General features: G+C 56.8%; 23 protein-coding genes. All 23 read left to right on the top strand.

What is annotated here, in order from left to right:
- Positions 1-96: 96 nt before the first annotated feature.
- Positions 97-1,371, top strand: a complete 1,275-nt coding sequence (locus tag WG891_RS07360; protein WP_337262231.1) for an STY4528 family pathogenicity island replication protein — start codon at positions 97-99, stop codon at positions 1,369-1,371.
- Positions 1,372-1,644: 273 nt separating this feature from the next.
- The gene (locus WG891_RS07355; protein WP_171887594.1) at positions 1,645-2,394 is read left to right on the top strand and encodes a PFL_4669 family integrating conjugative element protein; all 750 of its coding nucleotides are present in this window, start codon (positions 1,645-1,647) and stop codon (positions 2,392-2,394) included.
- Complete coding sequence (locus WG891_RS07350; RefSeq protein ID WP_197806364.1) at positions 2,391-2,963, top strand: hypothetical protein; 573 nt, start codon at positions 2,391-2,393, stop codon at positions 2,961-2,963. The genes WG891_RS07355 and WG891_RS07350 overlap by 4 nt, the downstream gene beginning before the upstream one ends.
- A gap of 13 nt (positions 2,964-2,976) precedes the next feature.
- Positions 2,977-5,016: a DNA topoisomerase III gene (locus tag WG891_RS07345; protein ID WP_337262230.1), complete on the top strand. Its 2,040-nt coding sequence runs from the start codon at positions 2,977-2,979 to the stop codon at positions 5,014-5,016.
- Between the two features lie 714 nt (positions 5,017-5,730).
- Positions 5,731-6,198: an STY4534 family ICE replication protein gene (locus tag WG891_RS07340; protein WP_060558277.1), complete on the top strand. Its 468-nt coding sequence runs from the start codon at positions 5,731-5,733 to the stop codon at positions 6,196-6,198.
- Positions 6,199-6,271: 73 nt separating this feature from the next.
- Positions 6,272-6,823, top strand: coding sequence for a single-stranded DNA-binding protein (locus WG891_RS07335; protein ID WP_337262229.1), 552 nt, complete (start codon positions 6,272-6,274; stop codon positions 6,821-6,823).
- Between the two features lie 15 nt (positions 6,824-6,838).
- A complete protein-coding gene (locus tag WG891_RS07330; protein ID WP_012146806.1) occupies positions 6,839-7,075 on the top strand; it encodes a DUF4160 domain-containing protein in 237 nt (78 codons plus the stop codon).
- Positions 7,056-7,328 (top strand): DUF2442 domain-containing protein, encoded by a 273-nt coding sequence (locus WG891_RS07325; RefSeq protein ID WP_089181327.1) that lies wholly within the window; start codon positions 7,056-7,058, stop codon positions 7,326-7,328. Before WG891_RS07330 ends, WG891_RS07325 begins: the two co-directional genes overlap by 20 nt.
- Positions 7,329-7,474: 146 nt before the next feature.
- A complete protein-coding gene (gene pilL2, locus WG891_RS07320; protein ID WP_337262228.1) occupies positions 7,475-8,119 on the top strand; it encodes a PFGI-1 class ICE element type IV pilus protein PilL2 in 645 nt (214 codons plus the stop codon).
- Positions 8,116-8,859, top strand: coding sequence for a hypothetical protein (locus tag WG891_RS07315; protein ID WP_171887588.1), 744 nt, complete (start codon positions 8,116-8,118; stop codon positions 8,857-8,859). Before pilL2 ends, WG891_RS07315 begins: the two co-directional genes overlap by 4 nt.
- Before the next feature lie 10 nt (positions 8,860-8,869).
- Complete coding sequence (locus tag WG891_RS07310; protein ID WP_337262227.1) at positions 8,870-9,580, top strand: TIGR03759 family integrating conjugative element protein; 711 nt, start codon at positions 8,870-8,872, stop codon at positions 9,578-9,580.
- Positions 9,559-10,251, top strand: a complete 693-nt coding sequence (locus WG891_RS07305) for a transglycosylase SLT domain-containing protein (RefSeq protein WP_100395925.1) — start codon at positions 9,559-9,561, stop codon at positions 10,249-10,251. The genes WG891_RS07310 and WG891_RS07305 overlap by 22 nt, the downstream gene beginning before the upstream one ends.
- A gap of 2 nt (positions 10,252-10,253) precedes the next feature.
- Entirely contained in the window at positions 10,254-10,778 is a 525-nt protein-coding gene (locus tag WG891_RS07300) for an integrating conjugative element protein (RefSeq protein ID WP_100395926.1), read from the top strand.
- A complete protein-coding gene (locus tag WG891_RS07295; RefSeq protein WP_099784047.1) occupies positions 10,775-11,401 on the top strand; it encodes a restriction endonuclease in 627 nt (208 codons plus the stop codon). Before WG891_RS07300 ends, WG891_RS07295 begins: the two co-directional genes overlap by 4 nt.
- On the top strand, positions 11,394-13,508 hold the full coding sequence (traD, locus tag WG891_RS07290; RefSeq protein ID WP_100395927.1) for a type IV conjugative transfer system coupling protein TraD: 2,115 nt from the start codon (positions 11,394-11,396) through the stop codon (positions 13,506-13,508). The genes WG891_RS07295 and traD overlap by 8 nt, the downstream gene beginning before the upstream one ends.
- On the top strand, positions 13,489-14,247 hold the full coding sequence (locus WG891_RS07285; protein WP_086580538.1) for a TIGR03747 family integrating conjugative element membrane protein: 759 nt from the start codon (positions 13,489-13,491) through the stop codon (positions 14,245-14,247). Before traD ends, WG891_RS07285 begins: the two co-directional genes overlap by 20 nt.
- 661 nt (positions 14,248-14,908) lie before the next feature.
- Positions 14,909-15,238 carry an integrative conjugative element protein, RAQPRD family gene (locus WG891_RS07280; protein WP_084827548.1) on the top strand — a complete coding sequence of 110 codons (330 nt, stop codon included), beginning with the start codon at positions 14,909-14,911 and terminating at the stop codon, positions 15,236-15,238.
- The gene (locus tag WG891_RS07275) at positions 15,238-15,480 is read left to right on the top strand and encodes a TIGR03758 family integrating conjugative element protein (RefSeq protein WP_099784055.1); all 243 of its coding nucleotides are present in this window, start codon (positions 15,238-15,240) and stop codon (positions 15,478-15,480) included. Before WG891_RS07280 ends, WG891_RS07275 begins: the two co-directional genes overlap by 1 nt.
- 63 nt (positions 15,481-15,543) lie before the next feature.
- Positions 15,544-15,909, top strand: coding sequence for a TIGR03745 family integrating conjugative element membrane protein (locus WG891_RS07270; protein ID WP_060558312.1), 366 nt, complete (start codon positions 15,544-15,546; stop codon positions 15,907-15,909).
- Between the two features lie 11 nt (positions 15,910-15,920).
- Complete coding sequence (locus WG891_RS07265; protein ID WP_012146873.1) at positions 15,921-16,286, top strand: TIGR03750 family conjugal transfer protein; 366 nt, start codon at positions 15,921-15,923, stop codon at positions 16,284-16,286.
- Positions 16,283-16,954, top strand: a complete 672-nt coding sequence (locus WG891_RS07260; RefSeq protein WP_139569320.1) for a PFL_4703 family integrating conjugative element protein — start codon at positions 16,283-16,285, stop codon at positions 16,952-16,954. Before WG891_RS07265 ends, WG891_RS07260 begins: the two co-directional genes overlap by 4 nt.
- Positions 16,951-17,859 (top strand): TIGR03749 family integrating conjugative element protein, encoded by a 909-nt coding sequence (locus tag WG891_RS07255; protein ID WP_337262226.1) that lies wholly within the window; start codon positions 16,951-16,953, stop codon positions 17,857-17,859. The genes WG891_RS07260 and WG891_RS07255 overlap by 4 nt, the downstream gene beginning before the upstream one ends.
- Entirely contained in the window at positions 17,852-19,354 is a 1,503-nt protein-coding gene (locus tag WG891_RS07250; RefSeq protein WP_337262225.1) for a TIGR03752 family integrating conjugative element protein, read from the top strand. Before WG891_RS07255 ends, WG891_RS07250 begins: the two co-directional genes overlap by 8 nt.
- Positions 19,355-19,488 lie beyond the last annotated feature (134 nt).

The following is a 19,488-nucleotide window of genomic DNA, read 5'->3' as shown; positions in this document are numbered from 1 at the left end:
CTGATGTCGGGTACAGGCCTGAGTGCCGTTAGGCCAACAACCGCTTGATGCTTTCGCCCTGTGGGCGGGGGCAGCGTTAAAGGATGCGCAAAATCGATGAGCATAAACAACACACCTGATGACAGCCTGATCACCTTTACGCTCGAACAAATGAATGCCCGCCTGGCGGAACGAATAGGCGCGGAAAAGCACGCGGGGAGTCCCGATGTCACGAATCTGCGCAGCGGCCTGCTGTACATGGGCAATGTGCATGACTCCATCCCCCGCCGGTTGCTTCTGGACACCCGCCTGTCACCGCTTGATAAAACCGCGTGGATTATGATCCGCCTGTACGCGCAACAGAACCAGGGCGCCGTGTTCCCGACCTATGACGAACTGCAGCTGCAGCTCGCCTCGCCGTTTAACGGTAAGGCGTCCCGCGAGACCGTCAGCCGCGTGCTGCTGATGTTACGCCTGACCGGCTGGCTCAGTTTGTGCCGGCGTGTACGTGACGACAAAGGGCGGGTGAGGGGGAATATCTATGCCCAACACGATGAACCACTCTCGGCCCGTGATGCGGAGACATTGGATCCGACCTGGCTGGATACGGTCGCCATGGGCTGTGCGCATAAAAACCGCACCGTCAGCCAGACGGCCTGGTCGGTACTGACCGATATTCAACATGACCCGACAATGCGTCATCAGCATTCCCAGATGGCGGCGATTGCTGAACGGCTGGGGTCGCCACAAACCCCGCAACAGATGGCTGCCAGAGTGTCTCAACGACAGGAAAATATCCCCAGTTCGGACGCCGAACTCAGTAACAAATCTCCGGGTTCGGATACCGAACTAAGTCAAATTAAGCCCGGTTCGGATACCGAACCCAGTGTAAAACAGGAAGGCAAGACACCGGGTTCGCTTTCCGAACTCATGGTGAAATCAGTAACTTACGGTGCATCAACGAAACCGAACTGTAACGTACGTTCTTTCACACAGAGTGTGAATAAAACAACGTACGTACCTGAGTTGCCGGCCGAACTGCATAACATCATCGCGACGGATGATCAGCGGCAGATTGGCGTCCAGCTTAAGGCATTGCCTGCAGAGGTTGCCCGTCAGGTGCTGGAGAGTCTTGAGCAGGCGATGGCCAAAGGCACTCTGAATAACCCCACTGGATGGCTGCTGGCGGTCATCAAGCGCGCCCGAAACGGTGAGCTGTATGCGAGTGCAAAATCCCCAGAACCTGCCGGGCCTGTACCGCGACGCCAAATACCTTGCTCTGCAGCGCCAGCAAAAGCAACAGGTCCGGTCCGTCAACACCTGGCGTCGCGGGAACATGTAAGCGATGTTGTGGCCAAATTACGCCAGCAAATGATGCGGGCAAAAAATTAATAGTGATTGCAAAACTAGGTTTGTTCAAAAAATGCACACTGCTGACAGTGTCAGCAGTGTATGAAAATTGCACAGATTTGTTTGTGCCTCTGCTGAGGAATTTGGTGCTGGTTAAATAACGCTCAGTGCTGACAGTGTCAGCATTGAGCAAAATATAGGCAATTGTTGGCTTGGGAACTTTTCCTTTAGAAACCAAAAAGAGTTTTGGATTGCTGCTGATGGTGTCTGCCGAGACTATTTCAAGCCACACACGTTCCCGGAAGGATGCTTCTAATGGTTGAATCAGCAAAGAATAATGAACAAAAACCAGCGGCTGCACGCGCTGGTGCATTAAAATCCACTCTTACCGTAGAGCTTCATACCCTCTATGCCATTCGATTATGGGAAGGGCGACGTAGCCAAAACGCTGATCCTGAAACGTCGGGGAAGCGACGCCCTGATATTTATAGTATGCCCCGTTTTATTCTACGAGCAGGGCAGATCAATGAGGCTTCTGGTGAAGATAACCCTTATGCCGATGCTGCAATGGTCGCCCTGGAAGACACCTTAAATAAAGGTACGCAGTTACTTCAACAGGCTGTTGCCGAGCTGGACAAAACACTGGCAAACATCCCTGCACAAATTTCTCTTTCAGATGTTGCTTCCGTGTCTCCTTTAAATATTGGTGTATTTAGTCGCACTCCTGTGGGATATCGCTGCGTTTTCCTTCTGGTCGGCTATGACCAGCTTGCGATGAAAGCCTTTCAAGCCTGGCACTATGGGCTTATATCACGTTCGGAACGCGACACTTTATTGGACCGAGGGGGGCATTGGATCCGTAGCGTATACGGTGTCGTCCAACACTATCGTCCCGCGAAGGTGACTCGAGATGATATTCGTCTCGAAACGCCCGCAGGTAAGGATGCGATCGCCCGTTTGGGTATGCCTGACGAAGGTATTATGTCGGGCGCAATACGCTCCTCTTTCTCTCCACCACTCAAGACCTCTGCATTAATTTCCTCTAAAAAAGGAGCTAAATCATGAGTATGAATCGACAGGTAAAGTCTTTTTTGATGCCAGGTGTACTCTGCACCGCGTTATTGTTAACGGGGTGCGCAGGCACCGAATTGGGTGAATGGAACAAAAAAATCAGTGACGCTGCCCATTCCCTGGCAACCGGTGGCAGCGGCGGCTCCAGCGAGGGCGGCATGCCCTGGATGACCCGGGCCGGTATTTCCGGGCCCCGGCAGGATGTGCATCATACTTATAGCCTCCCGGTGGACGTTGATACCGCGGCGGCGCGCCTGAAAAGTCATTATCAGTTCATCTCCTCCGAGGAACTTGAGAGTCTGCGGCAGCGTGATCAGCACGGCGACTGGAGCGCGAGCTCCATTGATGAAGCACGCCCGGTCTGGTCAGCAAATCGGGGAAGTTATTACAAGATGGGGCAGGAATGGAAAGGCAATGATCGCCTTGAGCTCGAAGTGGTCAAGTCCGGTGCCGGCAGCCGTCTGAAAGTGACATACAGCTCACCGGATGCGTCGCACCTGACCGACGCTTACCTTGGGAGACTGATGACGCAGCTACAGCAGGTTGCCAAAGGTCAGGGCTGAGGGAGGTTATCTGATGCAGCTCTACCTGTGTGAGAAACCCAGCCAGGGTAAAGATATCGGCGCCATTCTCGGGGCGACCCAGCGCAAGCAGGGCTATCTGGCGGGCGCCGGCGTCATCGTTACCTGGGCTATCGGGCACCTGCTGGAGCAGGCTCAGCCGGAGACCTACGGTGAACAGTTCGGTAACCCCTGGCGGGAGTCTGTGCTGCCTATCGTGCCTGCTCAGTGGAAAATGACGGTAAAAAAAGACACTGCCGATCAGTTTGCGGTCATCCGTGGGTTGCTCAAACAGGTTGATTCTGTAGTGATTGCGACCGATGCGGATCGTGAGGGGGAAGTGATCGCACGCGAATTACTGGAGCATTGCCACTTTACCGGCCCGGTCCAACGGCTCTGGTTGTCTGCGCTGGACGAGGCCAGTATCCGGCATGCGCTGGCAAACAAACTCCCTGGCGAGAAGACTGCACCCCTGTATGAGGCCGGCCTGGCACGCGCCCGGGCTGACTGGATGACGGGGATGAACCTGACCCGACTTTATACTCTAAAGGCGCGGGAACAGGGATACGGCGAGGTGTTGTCGATCGGGCGGGTACAGACCCCCACGCTGGCGCTGGTCGTGAACCGTGACCGCGAAATCGCCAACTTTATTTCCAAGCCGTACTGGCAAGTCAGGGCGAACCTGCAAAAGGATGGCATTACTTTTCCTGCGAACTGGGTGCCGGCTGCCAACTACTGCGATGAAGAGAAGCGCTGTATTCAGCAGAATGTGGCGCAGGCCGTGGTGCAGCTGTGTCAGCAAACAGGTCATGCCGTTGTGCTTGAGGTAGGGACCGAGCGTAAGAAAGAGTCCGCGCCGCTGGCCTTTGAGCTGGGGACGCTGCAGCAGGCTTGCTCACGCAAGTGGGGGATGAGCGCAAACCAGGTGCTGAGTATCGCGCAGTCGCTGTATGAAACGCACAAGGCGACCACATATCCCCGGACAGATTGCGGCTATCTGCCGACATCGATGCGGGAAGAGGTTGCCGATGTGCTGAGTGCGGTTACCCGCACGGATCCAACGCAGAGCGAAATTGTGGCCAGGCTCGACAGGGCCTTTGTTTCCCGCATCTGGAACGACAAAAAAATCACGGCGCACCATGGGATTATCCCGACTAAGCAGCCGTTCGATTTGAGCAAGCTGTCTGCCGATGAGCTGAAGGTCTATCAGCTGATCCGTCAGCATTACCTGGCACAGTTCCTGCCGTTACATGAAGTGGATGTGACTGAGGCTACCTTTAATATCGGCGGGCAACTGTTCCGCACCCGTGGCAAGGTCGAGGCGGTGGTAGGTTGGAAAGCTCTGTTCCAGCATGACGTGAGCGAGGTGAAAGAGGAGTCGGCCGACACGGATGATGTCCGGCTGCCGGCGCTGGTAAAAGGTGAATCCGTCGCGGTTGCCGGCGCGGAGCTTAAAACGCAGCAGACGAAGCCCCCGGGGCATTTTACTGACGGGACACTGATCGCCGCCATGAAAAATGCTGCGGCGTTCGTCAGTGACCCGCAATTGAAGAAGGTGCTGAAAGAGAACGCAGGGCTGGGTACTGAAGCGACACGTGCCGGTATCCTGGAAACGCTGTTTAAACGCGGCTACCTGGAGAAGAAGGGAAAAATCCTGCTCTCCACGCCGATTGCCGGCGAACTGATAGATGCGTTACCGACGGCGCTGACCAACCCCGGGATGACGGCGCTGTGGGAGCAGTCGCTGGACGAGATTGCCCAGGGCCAGATGACACTCGAGACGTTCATGAGTCGCCAGGCACAGTGGACGGGCCATCTGGTGGAGAAAGGTAAGACGCAAGCGGTGAAGTTCACTGCGCCTCCTTCACCGCCGTGCCCGACATGCGGTGGGACGATGCGCCGGCGTGCAGGCAAGAAAGGTGGCGGTGCCTTCTGGGGCTGCAGTAGTTATCCCACTTGCCAGGGCATCATCAACATTGATGCCAAAGGAAGCCGTAAGGCCAAGCGCTATAAAGCAAAATCACCGGCTAAAAATAAAACAACCGGAGCGGAGTAAGAGATTGTCTGATGTTTATCGCTGAAAGTTTTGCTAATGTGGGCAAGCTTTGATGCAGAGCACCCCGTGGCTGCGGATGGCAGGAAAGTTTAATGCATGGACAATTCTGCTTCAGCCCGTATCGATGGCCTCCACACTCAGGTTGATTGATTAAGCGCATGCGACTTCGTGAAAAGCGCGCCAGGAGTTTACTACCCCTCCTCGAAGTCAGATGAGATTTACTACCAGTTATGGTGCAAACTCCGCGGCGCAGTCTTTGACTGTGCCGTTTTTGTTTTCTCAATTCACAAAAATGATATTCCTGGTTGACAGCAGCAGCACCTGAACTAAAAATGAACAGGCTTACTTGTTGTCTTCGGACAACCACCAATGCTCAGTGGGTCTGTGATGAGCGCCTTCGGGTGACCCTGCTGTTAATTGACAGCCACTAATGATCCCGTTACCTGAGAGGATCGCCTTCGGGTGGTAACAAAAGAACGCTTCCTTAGCCTGAGAGGGAGTACGTAGCTTAGCTGCGTGGTACATCTGCCCGCCTTTGAGAGTAGATATCGTTGATAGTGAGCGCGACTTTGCGTAACGATTAAGGCTTATTCAATCTGATCAGACTGTCAGGATATGGCGTATACCCATACCTGGCTCCCGACGGGAAATACTTTTCCCGTCAGGGAAGGTGTATTTCTCCGTCACCGAATCTTTACTCCTGGAGAAAACATCATGTCTACCCAATCTCAGCAAGCATCTACCAAAACTGAATACTTCAACCTGACTATCAAGGGCATGGGGTACCTCAGCAACATTCGTCAAGTCAATGGGCCGAATGGCACCTTTATCAGCTGTGTCGTCAATGGACTCTCCGGTCCTACCGATAACGCCAGTTACACGCGTTTCGATGTAACGGTCGCCGGTAAAGAAGCCAGCAGCCTGATCAACCGCTGTCAAAAATCGGTTGATGAAGACAAGAAAGTCCTGATTGGTTTTGTGCTCAGCAATCCAAAAACGGACATCTTCACGCTCAACAGCGGCGAACATGCCGGTGAACAGCGCGTCAGTCTCAAAGCCCGCCTTATCAAGGTCGATTGGATCAAAATCGGTCAGGAAAAGGTATATCAGGCTGAGAAGTCCGACTCTACGCCGCCTCAGCAGGGTTCCGCACAGCAACAATACGCGGAAAACTCTTTCTGATAACGCCCTCTACGCCTCGATTTTTCGGGGCGTTTTTCCCTTTCTAATTCTATTCCCCTATGAGGATTCGATTATGGCGTCTCGCGGCGTAAACAAAGTCATACTTGTCGGTCATCTCGGCCAGGATCCTGAAGTCCGTTACATGCCAAATGGCGGTGCGGTGGCTAACATTACCCTGGCGACCTCTGAAAGCTGGCGCGATAAGGCAACCGGTGAGCAGAAAGAAAAAACCGAATGGCACCGTATCGTGCTGTTCGGCAAGCTCGCTGAAATTGCCGGCGAATACTTGTGTAAAGGCTCGCAGATTTACATAGAAGGCTCCCTGCAGACCCGCAAATGGACCGATCAGGCCGGTGTTGAAAAATACACCACTGAAGTCGTCGTCAACATTGGCGGCACTCTGCAGATGTTGGGGGGGCGTTCGCAACCTGCCAACGCCGGACAATCAGGCCAGGGCAGTTGGGGGAAACCTCAGCAACCGCAACCTTCGCATAGCGGTACGCCGGCTCAGCAACCCCAGCCAGCTCAACCGGGTGGAAATGCAGCGCCGATGGATTTTGACGATGACATACCGTTCCTTGGGTTTGGTTATGGTATCGCAAAATCAGCCATTTACGCTTTGTGATCGTCGGGAGACATTATGCCGACAATACTTAGAGTAGGTGGTTTTCGCTTTTACTTTTACAGCCATGAACCTAACGAACCGGCGCATGTCCATATTGATAAGGGCAATGCAACCGCTAAAATATGGTTACATGATGTCAGTATTGCGCGTAGTGTGGGATTTGCATCACATGAACTGCGTATACTGCAGCGTCTGGTGACTGAACATCGGACACTTTTACAGGAGGCCTGGGATGCTTACTTTACGCAATGAAAATGATCTGCGTGTAATGAATGTCCGCATCGATGATGACCGTTTGTCGGTTGATTTGATGGATGGCCGAACTATTTCGGCACCGTTAGCCTGGTATCCCCGGCTTGCGGCCGGTACGCAGGCGCAACGGGAAAACTGGGAACTCTGCGGGGCTGGAATGGGTATACACTGGCCAGATCTGGATGAGGACTTGAGTACGGAAGGGTTGTTGATGGGAGCGAAAGGCGTTACTCGTACCCCTTCATTATCCTGATGTTGTTCTTCGTCATCTGACACTAAACGCTGACCTTCGGGTTGGCGTTTTTTTTTGAATAGCAATAAAGAGTTGTTAATTGAGCCTCCCGGACGGTAACCGCACAGTGACACCTGCCAATTGTCACTGAACAGGAAATCTTCCGGATGAAAAAAACAATTCTCTTCTCTTCCCTGGCTGCACTCATGCTGACCGGGTGCGTTACTCAGCAGCCACTGCAGCAACGCGATATTTCCCCTGTCACGCCTTCGGTTACCGTCACCCGCAACGTTCAACCGGTCAGCCCGGATGCTTATGGGCAGGTGCCTGAGGTCGTGCGCTACGACCGTTATTTACTGGTCAGCACCGACCCGGCGGCCGTTCAGCGTGATCCGCTCTCGCAAATCATCGATATCCGTATTCCGGCATCAGTAAAACCGACGGTGGCTGACGCGTTGTGTTATGCGCTGCGCCAGTCGGGCTATTCACTGTGCGCGACTGGACCGGCAAACGGCGTGCTGTACCGGCAGGCGTTGCCGGCGGTGCAGTACCAACTGGGACCGATGCGTTTGCGTACCGCGCTGCAGGTACTGGCAGGCCCCGCGTGGCAGCTTGAGGTAGACGACGTGCAACGTGTTGTCTGCCACAGCCTGCGTGACGGGTATCAGTTGCCGGCGACACAGCTGCCGCCAGTGACGGTGGTGCCGGCCAGGGCGGTTTCAGCACCGGTTTCAGCGCATCCTGCTGCGACGGTCATTGCACCTCAGCCCGTTAACGCCGTACCGACAACCGGCGGGTGGCTGAAAAAATGACTGAGCATAATGACGAAATGATGCCGATGACACCGGCAAAAAAAGGGTTGCTACGCAGCAAGACCTTCTGGGGGGCAACGGCCGGCGTCGTTGTTGTCCTGGTGGCTGGACTCGTCGGCTCAGGGGCTATCAGGCATGTCGACCAGCGTATTGCCCTGCTTGAGCAGGCACAGAAAGCACTGGCGCCGCAGGATGGCATGAACTCTATGGCCGATGAGCTTCAGGCGCAGACTAAACAGCTTAAGAGCCTGGCTGAGCGTCAGGACTCGCTCATGCGGCAGGTTGGGGCGCTGACGTTAACCAATGGGCTACCGGAGAAACTTGAGCAGCAACTGCAGGCTCAACAGGTTGAGTTAAATGCGCTGAAAGACAGCATTGAGTCCGTGAAAAAGTCAGCGACTGAAAAGCTTGTACCGACTGTAGCCCCCTCAACGGACGTCCCCGCTGCACCTTCAGCGACCGCCAAAATCACCCCAAAGCACAAGCCCACGCCAATTAAACCCTCCCCGCGTAATGCGGTACCTCGTGTGGCGCGCAAAGCGCCATTCGTGCTGACCGGGGTGGAGCAGCGCGGTACGTCGGCCTTTGCGGCTGTGGCGCCGCTGGGGTTCAGCGATTTGTCGCAGGTGCGGTTAATCGGGGAAGGGGAGTCGGTCGCCGGCTGGATCCTGGTCAGTGCCGGTTACGGGCAGGCGACGTTTCGTGTGAACGGCCGGCTGCAGACCGTCAGCGCCCAATAAGGAGAGCGTGATGAAACTGAAATACAGCGTAATTTCCCTGATGCTGCTGAGCCCATTATCACAGGCGGCGCAGCAAACGGCCATCGAGAACAGCCAGTCTACCCTGAGTGAGATTCAGCAGAGCCAGGCGAACAAGACGGCGCAGCAGGGCAGGCAGTGGGGCCTCAGTGGGGAAGAGTACCAGCGTTATCAGCAGTTGATGGATGGCCCTCGCGGGACGCAGTCTCCGGGGCTTGATCCGCTAACTGCCCTTGGCATCGAAGCACAGAGCGATGCCGAGCGTAAAAAGTACGCGCAGCTGTGGGTAAGGCAGGAGTTCGCCCGCACCGAGAAAGAACTCAGGTTCCAGCGTGAGGTGGATGCGGCCTGGCAGCGCCTTGGTGTGTTGCCGGTGAACATGGGGAATGCGGCCGGTATCGCACATGACACCGGCGGGCGACTGGCACTGTTCGTGAAAGCGAAGGACTGCGGTCAGTGCGATGCACGCCTGGCGGCGGTGCTGGCAGATAACCGACCGGTCGACATTTACCTCGTCGACAGTAAAGGGGATGACAGCCTGCTGCGTAACTGGGCGAAGGCGCATCACATTCCCGTCGACAAGGTGCGCGCACGTCAAATCACGCTGAATCATGACGGTGGCCGCTGGATGAAATTCGGCAACGGCCTGATGCCGGTGGTGCTGCAACAAGGGGAAAACGGATGGACACTCGCCGCGTTCTGACCCGGGGGCTGTTGCCCCTGCTTGCCTTCCTCACCGTTGTGAGCGGTGGCGTCGTACATGCTGCCACCCAGCAGGTGCCTTCCGGTTACCGGGAGGTGGCGCTGCGTCACGGGGTGCCGCCGGAGTCCCTGTATTCGGTGGCGCTGGCTGAGACCTCGATGGCGCCGAAAAGCATCATCTCGGTGACTCGCGGGGCCGGCCCGGCCCCGGATGTGGAGCGTCCCTGGCCCTGGACCATTAACGTGGCCGGCAAAGGGTATCGGTACGCCAGCCGCCTGCAGGCCTGGGAAGCACTGCAGCGCTTTTTGAAAACACATCCTCGCAAGCGCATCGATGTCGGGATTGCCCAGGTCAATCTGGGCTGGAACGGCCATCACTTCACGTCGACCTGGGAGGCGTTTGACCCTTACACCAACCTCAACGCGGCAGCGGCCATCCTGCGGGAATGCTATGACCGCAATCCCGGAAGCTGGCTAGTTGCCGCCGGGTGTTATCACCATCCCGCCGGCGGCGCCCCGGCAGCCCGGTATAAATCCATCGTGAGTGGCAAGCTGGCACGCCTGAACGGCAGGGGGTCTGCTCCGGTTCGGGTGACCAGTACAACCCCCACGGCTACGGTGTTACCGGCACAAACGGCGGCGCTGACCTGGATTGAACCACGGAACCCATAATTATGAAAAAAGTGAATTTTCTGCTGTTCGGCCTGAGTCTGGTGACCACCACGGCATTGGCCAACCTGAATGTCATCGCTGATATCGGTGGCGATGACGTATCACCTTATTTTGAGGGGATTAATCGGCAGGGTGACGCGGCAGCGCCGCCGGTCATGCCGCAAGCCCCTGTATCTGCTGATGAAGTTGAAGTGGCCGTATTGCCGGTGACGACACCGGAACTGACCCCGGGTGTGGTAGCGGCGCGCCCGCTGCAACTGCCCGGGATTGGTGCGCTGTTTATTGTGGGTGATGACGATGCCAGCCGACTCTGGCTGCAGGCGAATGCGGAACAACTCAAATCCCGGCATGCTGCGGGCCTCGTCGTTAACGTCAGCAACCTGCCTGCCCTGCAGGCGCTGCGTGAGCTGGCACCGGGGGTGCCGATGGCGCCGGCCTCCGGCAGTGAGTTGGCGCGCCGGCTGCAGCTGTCGAATTACCCGGTACTCATCACTGATATCGGTTTGTTCCAGCAGGTCACACCATGATATCGGCGCAACACATCACCGCAGCATTGATGGTGAACCCTGTGCTGACGGTTGTGCTGATCGTGCTGTTTGTTGCTGTCATGATTGGGCTGAACAGCCGTGGTCGGGAGACAGCCAGCCGTCGGCGCCATCGCCGACATCAGGCGACGGCCACGCGGGTGCTGGCGCGCTTACCGTTACTGGGCGGTGATGGCCAGCGTCTGGCCTACCTACGCAAAATCAACCCCTATGTATTCGAAGAGCTGTTGCTCCTGGCCTTTGAGCGCCAGGGGTATGCAGTTATCCGCAATACCTCCTACAGCGGCGACGGTGGCCTGGACGGTCAGGTCATTATCGAAGGCAAGACCTACCTCATCCAGGCCAAGCGTTACGGCCGGACGATCACACCGTCCCATATCACGAGTTTTGGTGCGTTGCTGCGAGATCACCATTGTGACGGTTTTTTCATTCATACCGGCCGTACCGGTCAACTGAGCCGGGTGTTGTTGCAGAACCATCCCCACGTCCACCTGGTCAGTGGCCGAAAGCTGCTTGCGTTGCTTGCCGGCAATACAGAGTGGCTGCTTTTTTTAACCGTGAATTCGGTCACCAACCCGAATGATAAGGAAGGTCGTCATGAGTAATCGTCATGTGATGGAAGCGCTGCTGCGCCCGGCGGTAGAATTGAATACCGCGATCGTTGCCGGTGCTGCGGCTGCGATTTGTTTTGTTGCTCCCTGGTCGGTCGCCCTGGCGCCGTCAGTGAGTTATGTCACCGCCGGCGGGTTTGCAGTGCTGTCCGCAGTACGAGCACGGCAGGGCCTGCGGGTGGTCCGTTATCGCCGTAATCTGCGTCGGTTACCGCGCTATGTCATGGAAAGCCGACAGATCCCGGTGAGCCGGCAGCGGCTGTTCCTGGGGAAGGGATTTCGTTGGCAGCAAAAGCACACCCAGCGCCTGATGGATACCCGCCGTCCGGAGGTGGAGAAATACGTCCAGCCGCCGCAGTTGTACCAGATGGCGCGCCGTCTGGAGCTCAAAACCGAATACACCCTGCCATGGTTGTCCCAGCTGTTGCGCAAGGACTCCCCGCTGAACCCGGTGCGGCCGTTGCCACCGGTTGGAGGAAACCCGGCCATTCACGGCATTGAACCCGATGAGCTTGATGTCTCGATGGCGCTGGGCGAACGTGTGGGCCACAGCCTGGTGCTGGGCACTACCCGCGTAGGCAAGACCCGCCTGGCAGAGCTGCTTATCACCCAGGATATACGCCGCGGTGACATCACCATCGTGTTTGATCCAAAAGGGGATGCGGACCTGCTGCGGCGTGTCTGGGCTGAAGCCCACCGTGCCGGTCGCGGGGATGAGCTGTTCATCTTCCATCTGGGCTGGCCGGATATCTCGGCACGCTATAACGCCGTCGGGCGCTTTGAACGAGTCTCCGAGGTCGCTGGTCGTATCTCCGGGCAGTTGAGCGGGGAGGGCAACAGTGCGGCGTTCCGTGAGTTTGCCTGGCGATTCGTCAATATTGTGGCGCGTGCCCTGGTCGCACTGGGTCAGCGTCCGGACTATCAGTTGATCACCCGTTACGTGAACAACATCAGCGAGCTGTATGAGACCTACGCAAAGAAAGTGATTGAAGCGCGTATGCCGGCGCTGCAGCAACAAATCGACAACAGCCTGCAGGTGCTGACGGAGGACGATGTGCCGCGCAATATGCAGGGCCAGCCGAACGCGATAAAAATCATGGCGGTGGAAATGGCGCTGAGTTCCGAGGCCGGCAAGCAGCTGTATGACCCCATTCTCGATGGCCTGCGGTCAGCCGTCCGTTATGACCGTACTTACTTCGATAAAATTGTGGCGTCACTGCTGCCGTTGCTGGAAAAACTCACCACCGGCAAGACCGCCGAGCTCCTGGCACCGAACTATATGGATATGAGCGACCCGAGGCCCATTTTTGACTGGGAACAAGTTATCCGCAAGCGCGGTATTGTCTACGTGGGGTTAGATGCCTTGTCGGACGGGGTGGTCGCCTCTGCCGTTGGCAACAGCATGTTTGCCGATCTGGTGTCGGTGGCCGGCCATATCTACAAACACGGTATGCACGGCGGGCTGCCAACCCGCGCTGACGGCAAGCTGCCGATCAACCTGCATTGTGACGAGTTCAACGAGTTAATGGGCGATGAATTCATTCCGCTTATCAACAAAGGCGGCGGCGCCGGTATGCAGGTGACGGCCTATACGCAAACCGAGTCGGATATCGAGGCGCGCATCGGCAGTACCGCGAAGGCGGCTCAGGTGACGGGGAACTTCAATACCCTGATTATGCTGCGCGTGCGTGAGAACCGGACCGCACAGTTGCTGACAACACAGCTCCCGGAGGTCGATATTTACACCAAAACCCTGGTATCAGGGCATGCCGATACGGCCGATGTGGAGAAGGGACAGGATTTTACTTCCAATACCCAGGACCGCGTCGGTACTGTGAAAGCCCCTCTGCTTGCCCCGGCGGACGTGATTAACCTCCCGAAAGGGCAGGCGTTCGCGCTACTGGAAGGTGGTCAACTGTGGAAAATTCGGATGCCACTGCCCTGCGGTGACAGGGATGATGCTTTGATGCCGGCCAACCTGCAGAAGATTGCCGAGGAGATGCAGCGCAACTACCGTACCAGCGAGTCCTGGTGGTCTGCCAGCACGGTAATGCCTGATGCGGTTATGAAAGGGGGGCTGAATGTCGCAAGCGGTGAATAATCAACCTCAGCAGCCCGTACAACCCCGTAAGCATGGGCTGTTTTACAACGTGCTGTGGGGCTGGCCCTGGATGCTGATCGGGATGTTCCTGGCTTCGCTTTTGGTGAGCCTGGTGATCGAATATGTCGGGATGGCATTTTTCTGGCCAGAGCTTGGCGCATCGCACAGTGAAGCGGTGATGAACACCGAGTTGGGGTACCTGTCCTCTGAATTTACACGCAGCCTGCTGCTGTCTGAACCGTCAGTGACCGTCACTCGTTGGATCATGATGGCGTATCAATGGACCTTCGTGGACAGTGGCTTTTTGGACTGGATTAAGCAGGCGTATGACACCCAGGTACACAGTCAGAATGCGGTTGCCAGGGAACTGAACAGCTGGAGTGGTTGGCTGGCTACCACGCTTAAAGAGTACCTGATGGCGACGGTGTACGTCACCGTCATCACCCTGGTACGTGTGACCATTTTGGTGCTGTCCATCCCGCTGTTTATCCTGGTGATGCTGGTCGCGCTGACCGAGGGGCTGGGGCGACGTGATATTCGGCGCTACGGTGCCGGCTATGAGTCGAGTTTTGTGTACCACCATGCCAAGCGGATGGTGAAGCCGGCGGTGTATATCCCCTGCATGCTGTACCTGTCATGGCCAACGGCGGTATACCCCAATCTGCTGTTGTTGCCGGCTGCTATTCTGCTCGGCATTGCGGTAACGGTAACGACAGCCTCCTTTAAAAAGTATCTCTAGAGCGAAAACTCGAGCTGGACGGCGGCGTACAAAACTGGCTTTTGTGCGCTGCCGTCAGCAGACAAGCCGCTGTGCGGCGCGGCAGTATTTCCAGGCTTAAAAACCATCAAAACTTCATAACGAGTTACCTGCTGTCCTTCTTGTTCGAACCATTTATTGTCCTCTGAATGTCCCCTAAATATTTTTGTGGCTCTGCAATTTAATCGAAAACGAGGTGTTGAATGAATCTGTATATTTGCGCTGTTATTGCTCTTGAGGCTGTTATTCTAGCCACACTGCTTAAACCTATTTTAGAGAAAGCCCCTCCGGAAAACCGTGTTCAACGTTGGTTACGTGTCCTGCAAGTACTTGCGATCTTGTGTATTGGGGGATCTATGTTCCTTTTCAGTGTCGTGATGCATTTATGAGGTCGGGCTGATTCTGATACTGGTATTACTGCCGTTGGTGTTACCAACGGTGCAAACTGATACCCCCTTCTCTTATTGCTGCTGATGTACAAAATAGGCCTTTGTACAACAATAGTGTCTGCAGACCGCTTATTTAGCTTCATGCGCTTCCCCTGGCTAAAAATTATCAAAATTCTATAAAGAGTTATCCGCTGACCTCCCGCCCCATCTGTCGCACCCTGAGAGCACCCTAAATCATCAAGGAGTGCTTGTGTATGCCTATCCCCGTTGTTCGTGGTCTCGGTGCCGGCTGTTTGCTGGGGCTGACTTTGCTGACCGCACTGCCTGCCTTTGCCGCTGAAAAAGATGAGCTGGCCTCTGCCCAGCGCATGCTGATTCAGGTGCAGGCAGCACTTGAACGTGCGCGTGTTGCCGCCGTTCAGGCTGACCCGTCGGAGCGCGGTCGTTTCTTCTTCGACTATGCCCGCGCTACCGCCGATCTCAAAACCATCAATGCCGGCATTGACCGCTATCTGGAACCCTCGCGTGCCCAACCACGTGATGGCAGTGCGGTGGCCGGCAACTACCGTCGGGAGCGCCCCTGATGGCCATGACCGGTGCGCAGGAGCAGGCCTTCAAGGCGGCCAGCGGCGGTGTTGAAGTCAATATTCTGTCGCTGATTTGCATCGGTGGGTTACTGGCGGTGCTGTTTGTCTGGGCGGCCTGGGCGCTGACCGATATCTGGAAAGGGTGGAGCAACGAAAAGCTTCGCAACGCAGCGATGGTGCAGTTTGCCGTCAGGCTCGTGTTGTTGCTGCTCGTTGTTACCTGGATGTTTGCCAGCTGACCCCGGTGAGGCGCTGGACCGTTTTTCACGTTATTAATTTCACTCTGCAAAAAGGAATGCTTTATGAATGCTGTAGCTCGTTTTTTCCGTCACTTTTCTGCGCGTGTCGCGGTAGCGACTTCTCTGGCTTATGCCGCTAGTCAACCTGCGCAGGCTGCACTGCCGAGCGTTGAGCCGCCGTCTTCCGGCGGTGGCGGTGGACTGATGGATACCCTCAAAGGTTACATTCAGGACGGCATCGTCATCCTGGGGCTGGTCGCTGCCGCCGTGGCGTTTCTTGTGGTAGCAAACTCTGCAATCTCCACCTTCCATGAGGTGCGCGAAGGTAAATCCAACTGGGGTAAGTTCGGCGCCATTATCGTGGTCGGTATTGTGCTGCTGGTTGCGGTTATCTGGCTGGTCGGCAAGTCCGCCGAAATCCTGTTCTAAGGTGACCCGTCATGCAGACTATCCGATTTTTACCTGACCGCCTCAATGCCGAGCCTGTCGTCTTCCGGGGGTTCACCACCCCGGAGATGGGACTGGCGGCGTTGGCGGGTGTAGGGCTGGGTCTGCTCGTGTCGTTGCCGTTTTTTCCCCTTGCCGGCTGGGTCGTGATACCCACCGGCATGCTGGTGACGCCGCTTCTCGTCATCTGGTTTGGGGGCAGCCGGTTGACGCGTCTTAAGCGCGGTAAACCGGAGAATTATATCTGGCAGCGCCTCGAGGCGCGTAAACGTCGCATGGGGTGGGGGGATCCCACCCTGATTATCGACAAACAGGGCTGGTCGTTGCGTCGCAGCCGCGTTGTTAAGAGGTCCACATGAGCCGTTTCAGACATGCGGTTAAAAATCGCGATCAGCATATTCTCACGTTGCGTGTTGCCTGTGGCGTGCTGGTCGTTTTCCTTCTGGTAGCCAGCATCGGCTGGATGCGGGCACCGGCTAACCTGACTATTCATAATCCCCCCGACCTGCGTAGCGGCTCTACCCGTGCCTGGTGGGAGGTGCCACCGTCCACGGTCTACAGCTTCGGCTTTTATATCTTCCAGCAACTCAATGCCTGGCCAAAGAACGGTGATGTCGATTACCCGGCCAAAATTGCCGCGCTGTCTCCTTATCTGACGGATTCCTGCGCACGTTTCCTGAAGGCAGATGCCAAAAAGCGTAGCGAAAGTGGCGAGCTCGCCGGCAGAACGCGTGTGGTATTCGAAATCCCAGAGCACGGTTACAACGGCCGTTATAACCAGAGCCCAGTGACGGTCAAAGGCCGTGATAACTGGGTGGTGCGCCTGGATTTGGTGGCGGACGAGTCTTTCGCCGGTGAACCGGTGAAACGCGCACTGACACGTTACCCGTTGAAAGTGGTGCGCGCAGAAGGGGATCCGGAGCGTAATGAGTTTGGTTTGGCGCTGGATTGTTACGACAGCATGCCACAGCGTCTGGCTGCGGCGCCGGCGGAACCCGCGCCTGACAAGAAAGGAGTATTCCAATGATGAAAGCACGTGTTCTGGCGCTTTCCCTGAGTGTACTTCCCCTGGCGGCGACGTTCACCGTGCCGGTTACGCAGGCGGAAGAGCTGATGAAATGGGAGCGTATCCCGTTGCAAATCCCGCTGGCCGTCGGCAAGGAGCGGGTGTTGTTTGCCGATAAAAATGTCCGCGTCGGTTTCCCGCCGGCGCTGAACGGCAAGCTGCGGGTGCAAAGCAGTGGCGGCGCGGTCTACCTGAAAGCGGATGCGGCTTTCCCGCCAACGCGTCTGCAGCTGCAGGACGTCGAAAATGGGGAGGTTATTCTCCTTGATGTGACGGCATCGGACAAAGGCTCGGCCGAACCGGTGCGCATTGTCTACAGCGGTGACGTGACATCGGTCAGCAGCAGTAATGACGCGTCTGCTGCTTCAGGGGGAAACAACGCGGCGCCTGGGGCGGATAACGGCACCCAGGCGAAGCGTAAAAAAGTCAAATACAACGCGCCGCTGCCGGTTGTCCTGACGCGTTACGCAGCACAAAGCCTGTACGGCCCGGTGCGTACGGTTGAAGCGGTGCCCGGTATTCATCCGGTCAACCCGCACCTGCCGAAACGTATCACCACACTGTACCCGTCAGAGCCGGTGACCATCACGCCGCTGGGCGGCTGGGGTATTGGCAGCCGCAACGTGGTAGCGCTGAAGGTGCAAAACACTGCCAGCCGCAAAATCACGCTCGATCCCCGGGTACTGCAGGGGCAGTTTGTGACGGCGACGTTCCAGCACCGCTATCTTGGCCCGGTAGGGACTCCGGAAGACACCACCACGCTGTACCTGGTTACTGCCGGTCGCCTGGACGGGGCGTTTGTCGCGGAGCCATCAGCGGTTCGCAAAGCTGTAAAAGCGGCGAAGAAGGGAGCAAACCATGGCTGATGTGAAATCCAACATGTTGCCGAAAGTGATTGTGTTCGGCGTGCTGGCCACCGCGATCCTCGTCGGACTTAAGGCCTGCAGCGGCGGTAAAACACAGGAGGAGACTCTGCAGGCGCATAACGTTCTGGCCAGCATGTCGCCGGAAGAGCTGCGTGCGCTGGGCGTGGAGGGGGATACCCCGGAGGACACGTTGCGTACCCTGGTGGGCACCCTACGGACTACCCGAACCCAGCAGGCCGAGCTGCAGAAAAACATTGATAAAGTGCTGAAAGAAAACGAAGAACTTCGCAAGCGCAATACCAATGTGTCCGGCCAGGTCAATGAGGCTGTGGCCGGCTTCCAGAAGCAGGCCGAGCAGCGCCAGCAGCAGCTCCAGCAGGAGCAGCAGACGCTAATGGGGAAAATTCAGACGCTGACCGAGCAGTTGGCCGGAAATAAAGACAAGGCGAAGAACGACAGTGATATCCCGCTCGGTCTGGGGCTGGATGGCATGGGCGCGGGCGAAGGTGGTGCCGCCCCAGGCCAGGATGGCTTGATGTGGGTCGGGCCGAAGGACATGAAAGAACCCGACCCGCGTAATCCGAACAGCGCCAAAGATGGCCCGCAGTTCCCGACGTCGTTCCTGTCGGACAATGCCATCACGCGCCAAAAAGCTGCCTATGAGCAGCAGGTGAAAGGGCATACCAATGAAAAAGGGGCGGAGGAGAGCGCCGAGCCGGTGTTTACCCTGCCCGAGAACTCCACCCTGGTGGGCAGCCGCGCCATGACGGCGCTGTTGGGCCGGGTGCCGATCAACGGTACGGTGACCGACCCCTACCCATTCAAGCTGATGATTGGCAAAGACAACCTGACGGCGAACGGCATCGAGCTGCCGGACGTCGAGGGTGCGATTGTCTCGGGGACCGCCAGCGGGGACTGGACGTTGTCGTGCGTGCGCGGCCAGGTCAACAGCATCACCTTCGTGTTTGCGGACGGGACGGTCCGCACCCTGCCAAAACCCAACACCAATATGAATGCCAACGGCAGTAACAATAATGGCGGCAGTAATGCGAAGGATGTCAGCACCACCGCCGGCATCGGCTGGATCTCCGATGACAACGGTATCCCGTGCATCGGTGGAGAGCGTAAGTCCAATGCCTCGACCTATCTGCCGACGATCGCCGCCTTGTCGGCCGCCAGCGCCGCCGGGGAAGGGATCAGCCAGGGGCAATACACCACGCAAAACAATGTGAATGGCATCACCTCGACCATGACCGGTAATGCCGGCCAGGCCGTGCTGGGCAAGGCGCTGTCCGGCGGGATGAAAGAGACAGCCGATTGGGTGCGTGAGCGCTACGGCATGATGTTCGACGCCGTGTATGTTCCCCCGGGTCAGAAACTGGCCGTGCACATTACCCGCCAGCTGGCGATCGACTTTGAGACCAAAGGGCGCAAGGTGCGTTATGACGACTTCAGCCTGCCAGGTGAAGACGGCAGCACCGGCGGGCTGGATTAACACGTCATTCAGAGGAGGAGAAACATGCTGTGGCGTCAATGCGCAAGGATGAGTCGCCCGCAGAGCTGGGCGCTGGTCTTGCTGTCCTGCAGCGCGTTTTGGCTGGGTGTGCTGCTCCTGCTGTGTTTGCTTAT

This window comes from Serratia sp. MMO-28 (genome assembly GCF_037199905.1).
Lineage (GTDB): Bacteria > Pseudomonadota > Gammaproteobacteria > Enterobacterales > Enterobacteriaceae > Chania > Chania oryzae.
This window is presented reverse-complemented; position numbering and strand designations above follow the sequence as displayed.

What these genes read in the sequence shown, in the direction of transcription:
- WG891_RS07360 (WP_337262231.1), top strand. Translation starts at nt 97, where the DNA reads ATGAGCATAAACAACACACCTGATGACAGCCTGATCACCTTTACGCTC.
- WG891_RS07355 (WP_171887594.1), top strand. Translation starts at nt 1,645, where the DNA reads ATGGTTGAATCAGCAAAGAATAATGAACAAAAACCAGCGGCTGCACGC.
- WG891_RS07350 (WP_197806364.1), top strand. Translation starts at nt 2,391, where the DNA reads ATGAGTATGAATCGACAGGTAAAGTCTTTTTTGATGCCAGGTGTACTC.
- WG891_RS07345 (WP_337262230.1), top strand. Translation starts at nt 2,977, where the DNA reads ATGCAGCTCTACCTGTGTGAGAAACCCAGCCAGGGTAAAGATATCGGC.
- WG891_RS07340 (WP_060558277.1), top strand. Translation starts at nt 5,731, where the DNA reads ATGTCTACCCAATCTCAGCAAGCATCTACCAAAACTGAATACTTCAAC.
- WG891_RS07335 (WP_337262229.1), top strand. Translation starts at nt 6,272, where the DNA reads ATGGCGTCTCGCGGCGTAAACAAAGTCATACTTGTCGGTCATCTCGGC.
- WG891_RS07330 (WP_012146806.1), top strand. Translation starts at nt 6,839, where the DNA reads ATGCCGACAATACTTAGAGTAGGTGGTTTTCGCTTTTACTTTTACAGC.
- WG891_RS07325 (WP_089181327.1), top strand. Translation starts at nt 7,056, where the DNA reads ATGCTTACTTTACGCAATGAAAATGATCTGCGTGTAATGAATGTCCGC.
- pilL2 (WP_337262228.1), top strand. Translation starts at nt 7,475, where the DNA reads ATGAAAAAAACAATTCTCTTCTCTTCCCTGGCTGCACTCATGCTGACC.
- WG891_RS07315 (WP_171887588.1), top strand. Translation starts at nt 8,116, where the DNA reads ATGACTGAGCATAATGACGAAATGATGCCGATGACACCGGCAAAAAAA.
- WG891_RS07310 (WP_337262227.1), top strand. Translation starts at nt 8,870, where the DNA reads ATGAAACTGAAATACAGCGTAATTTCCCTGATGCTGCTGAGCCCATTA.
- WG891_RS07305 (WP_100395925.1), top strand. Translation starts at nt 9,559, where the DNA reads ATGGACACTCGCCGCGTTCTGACCCGGGGGCTGTTGCCCCTGCTTGCC.
- WG891_RS07300 (WP_100395926.1), top strand. Translation starts at nt 10,254, where the DNA reads ATGAAAAAAGTGAATTTTCTGCTGTTCGGCCTGAGTCTGGTGACCACC.
- WG891_RS07295 (WP_099784047.1), top strand. Translation starts at nt 10,775, where the DNA reads ATGATATCGGCGCAACACATCACCGCAGCATTGATGGTGAACCCTGTG.
- traD (WP_100395927.1), top strand. Translation starts at nt 11,394, where the DNA reads ATGAGTAATCGTCATGTGATGGAAGCGCTGCTGCGCCCGGCGGTAGAA.
- WG891_RS07285 (WP_086580538.1), top strand. Translation starts at nt 13,489, where the DNA reads ATGTCGCAAGCGGTGAATAATCAACCTCAGCAGCCCGTACAACCCCGT.
- WG891_RS07280 (WP_084827548.1), top strand. Translation starts at nt 14,909, where the DNA reads ATGCCTATCCCCGTTGTTCGTGGTCTCGGTGCCGGCTGTTTGCTGGGG.
- WG891_RS07275 (WP_099784055.1), top strand. Translation starts at nt 15,238, where the DNA reads ATGGCCATGACCGGTGCGCAGGAGCAGGCCTTCAAGGCGGCCAGCGGC.
- WG891_RS07270 (WP_060558312.1), top strand. Translation starts at nt 15,544, where the DNA reads ATGAATGCTGTAGCTCGTTTTTTCCGTCACTTTTCTGCGCGTGTCGCG.
- WG891_RS07265 (WP_012146873.1), top strand. Translation starts at nt 15,921, where the DNA reads ATGCAGACTATCCGATTTTTACCTGACCGCCTCAATGCCGAGCCTGTC.
- WG891_RS07260 (WP_139569320.1), top strand. Translation starts at nt 16,283, where the DNA reads ATGAGCCGTTTCAGACATGCGGTTAAAAATCGCGATCAGCATATTCTC.
- WG891_RS07255 (WP_337262226.1), top strand. Translation starts at nt 16,951, where the DNA reads ATGATGAAAGCACGTGTTCTGGCGCTTTCCCTGAGTGTACTTCCCCTG.
- WG891_RS07250 (WP_337262225.1), top strand. Translation starts at nt 17,852, where the DNA reads ATGGCTGATGTGAAATCCAACATGTTGCCGAAAGTGATTGTGTTCGGC.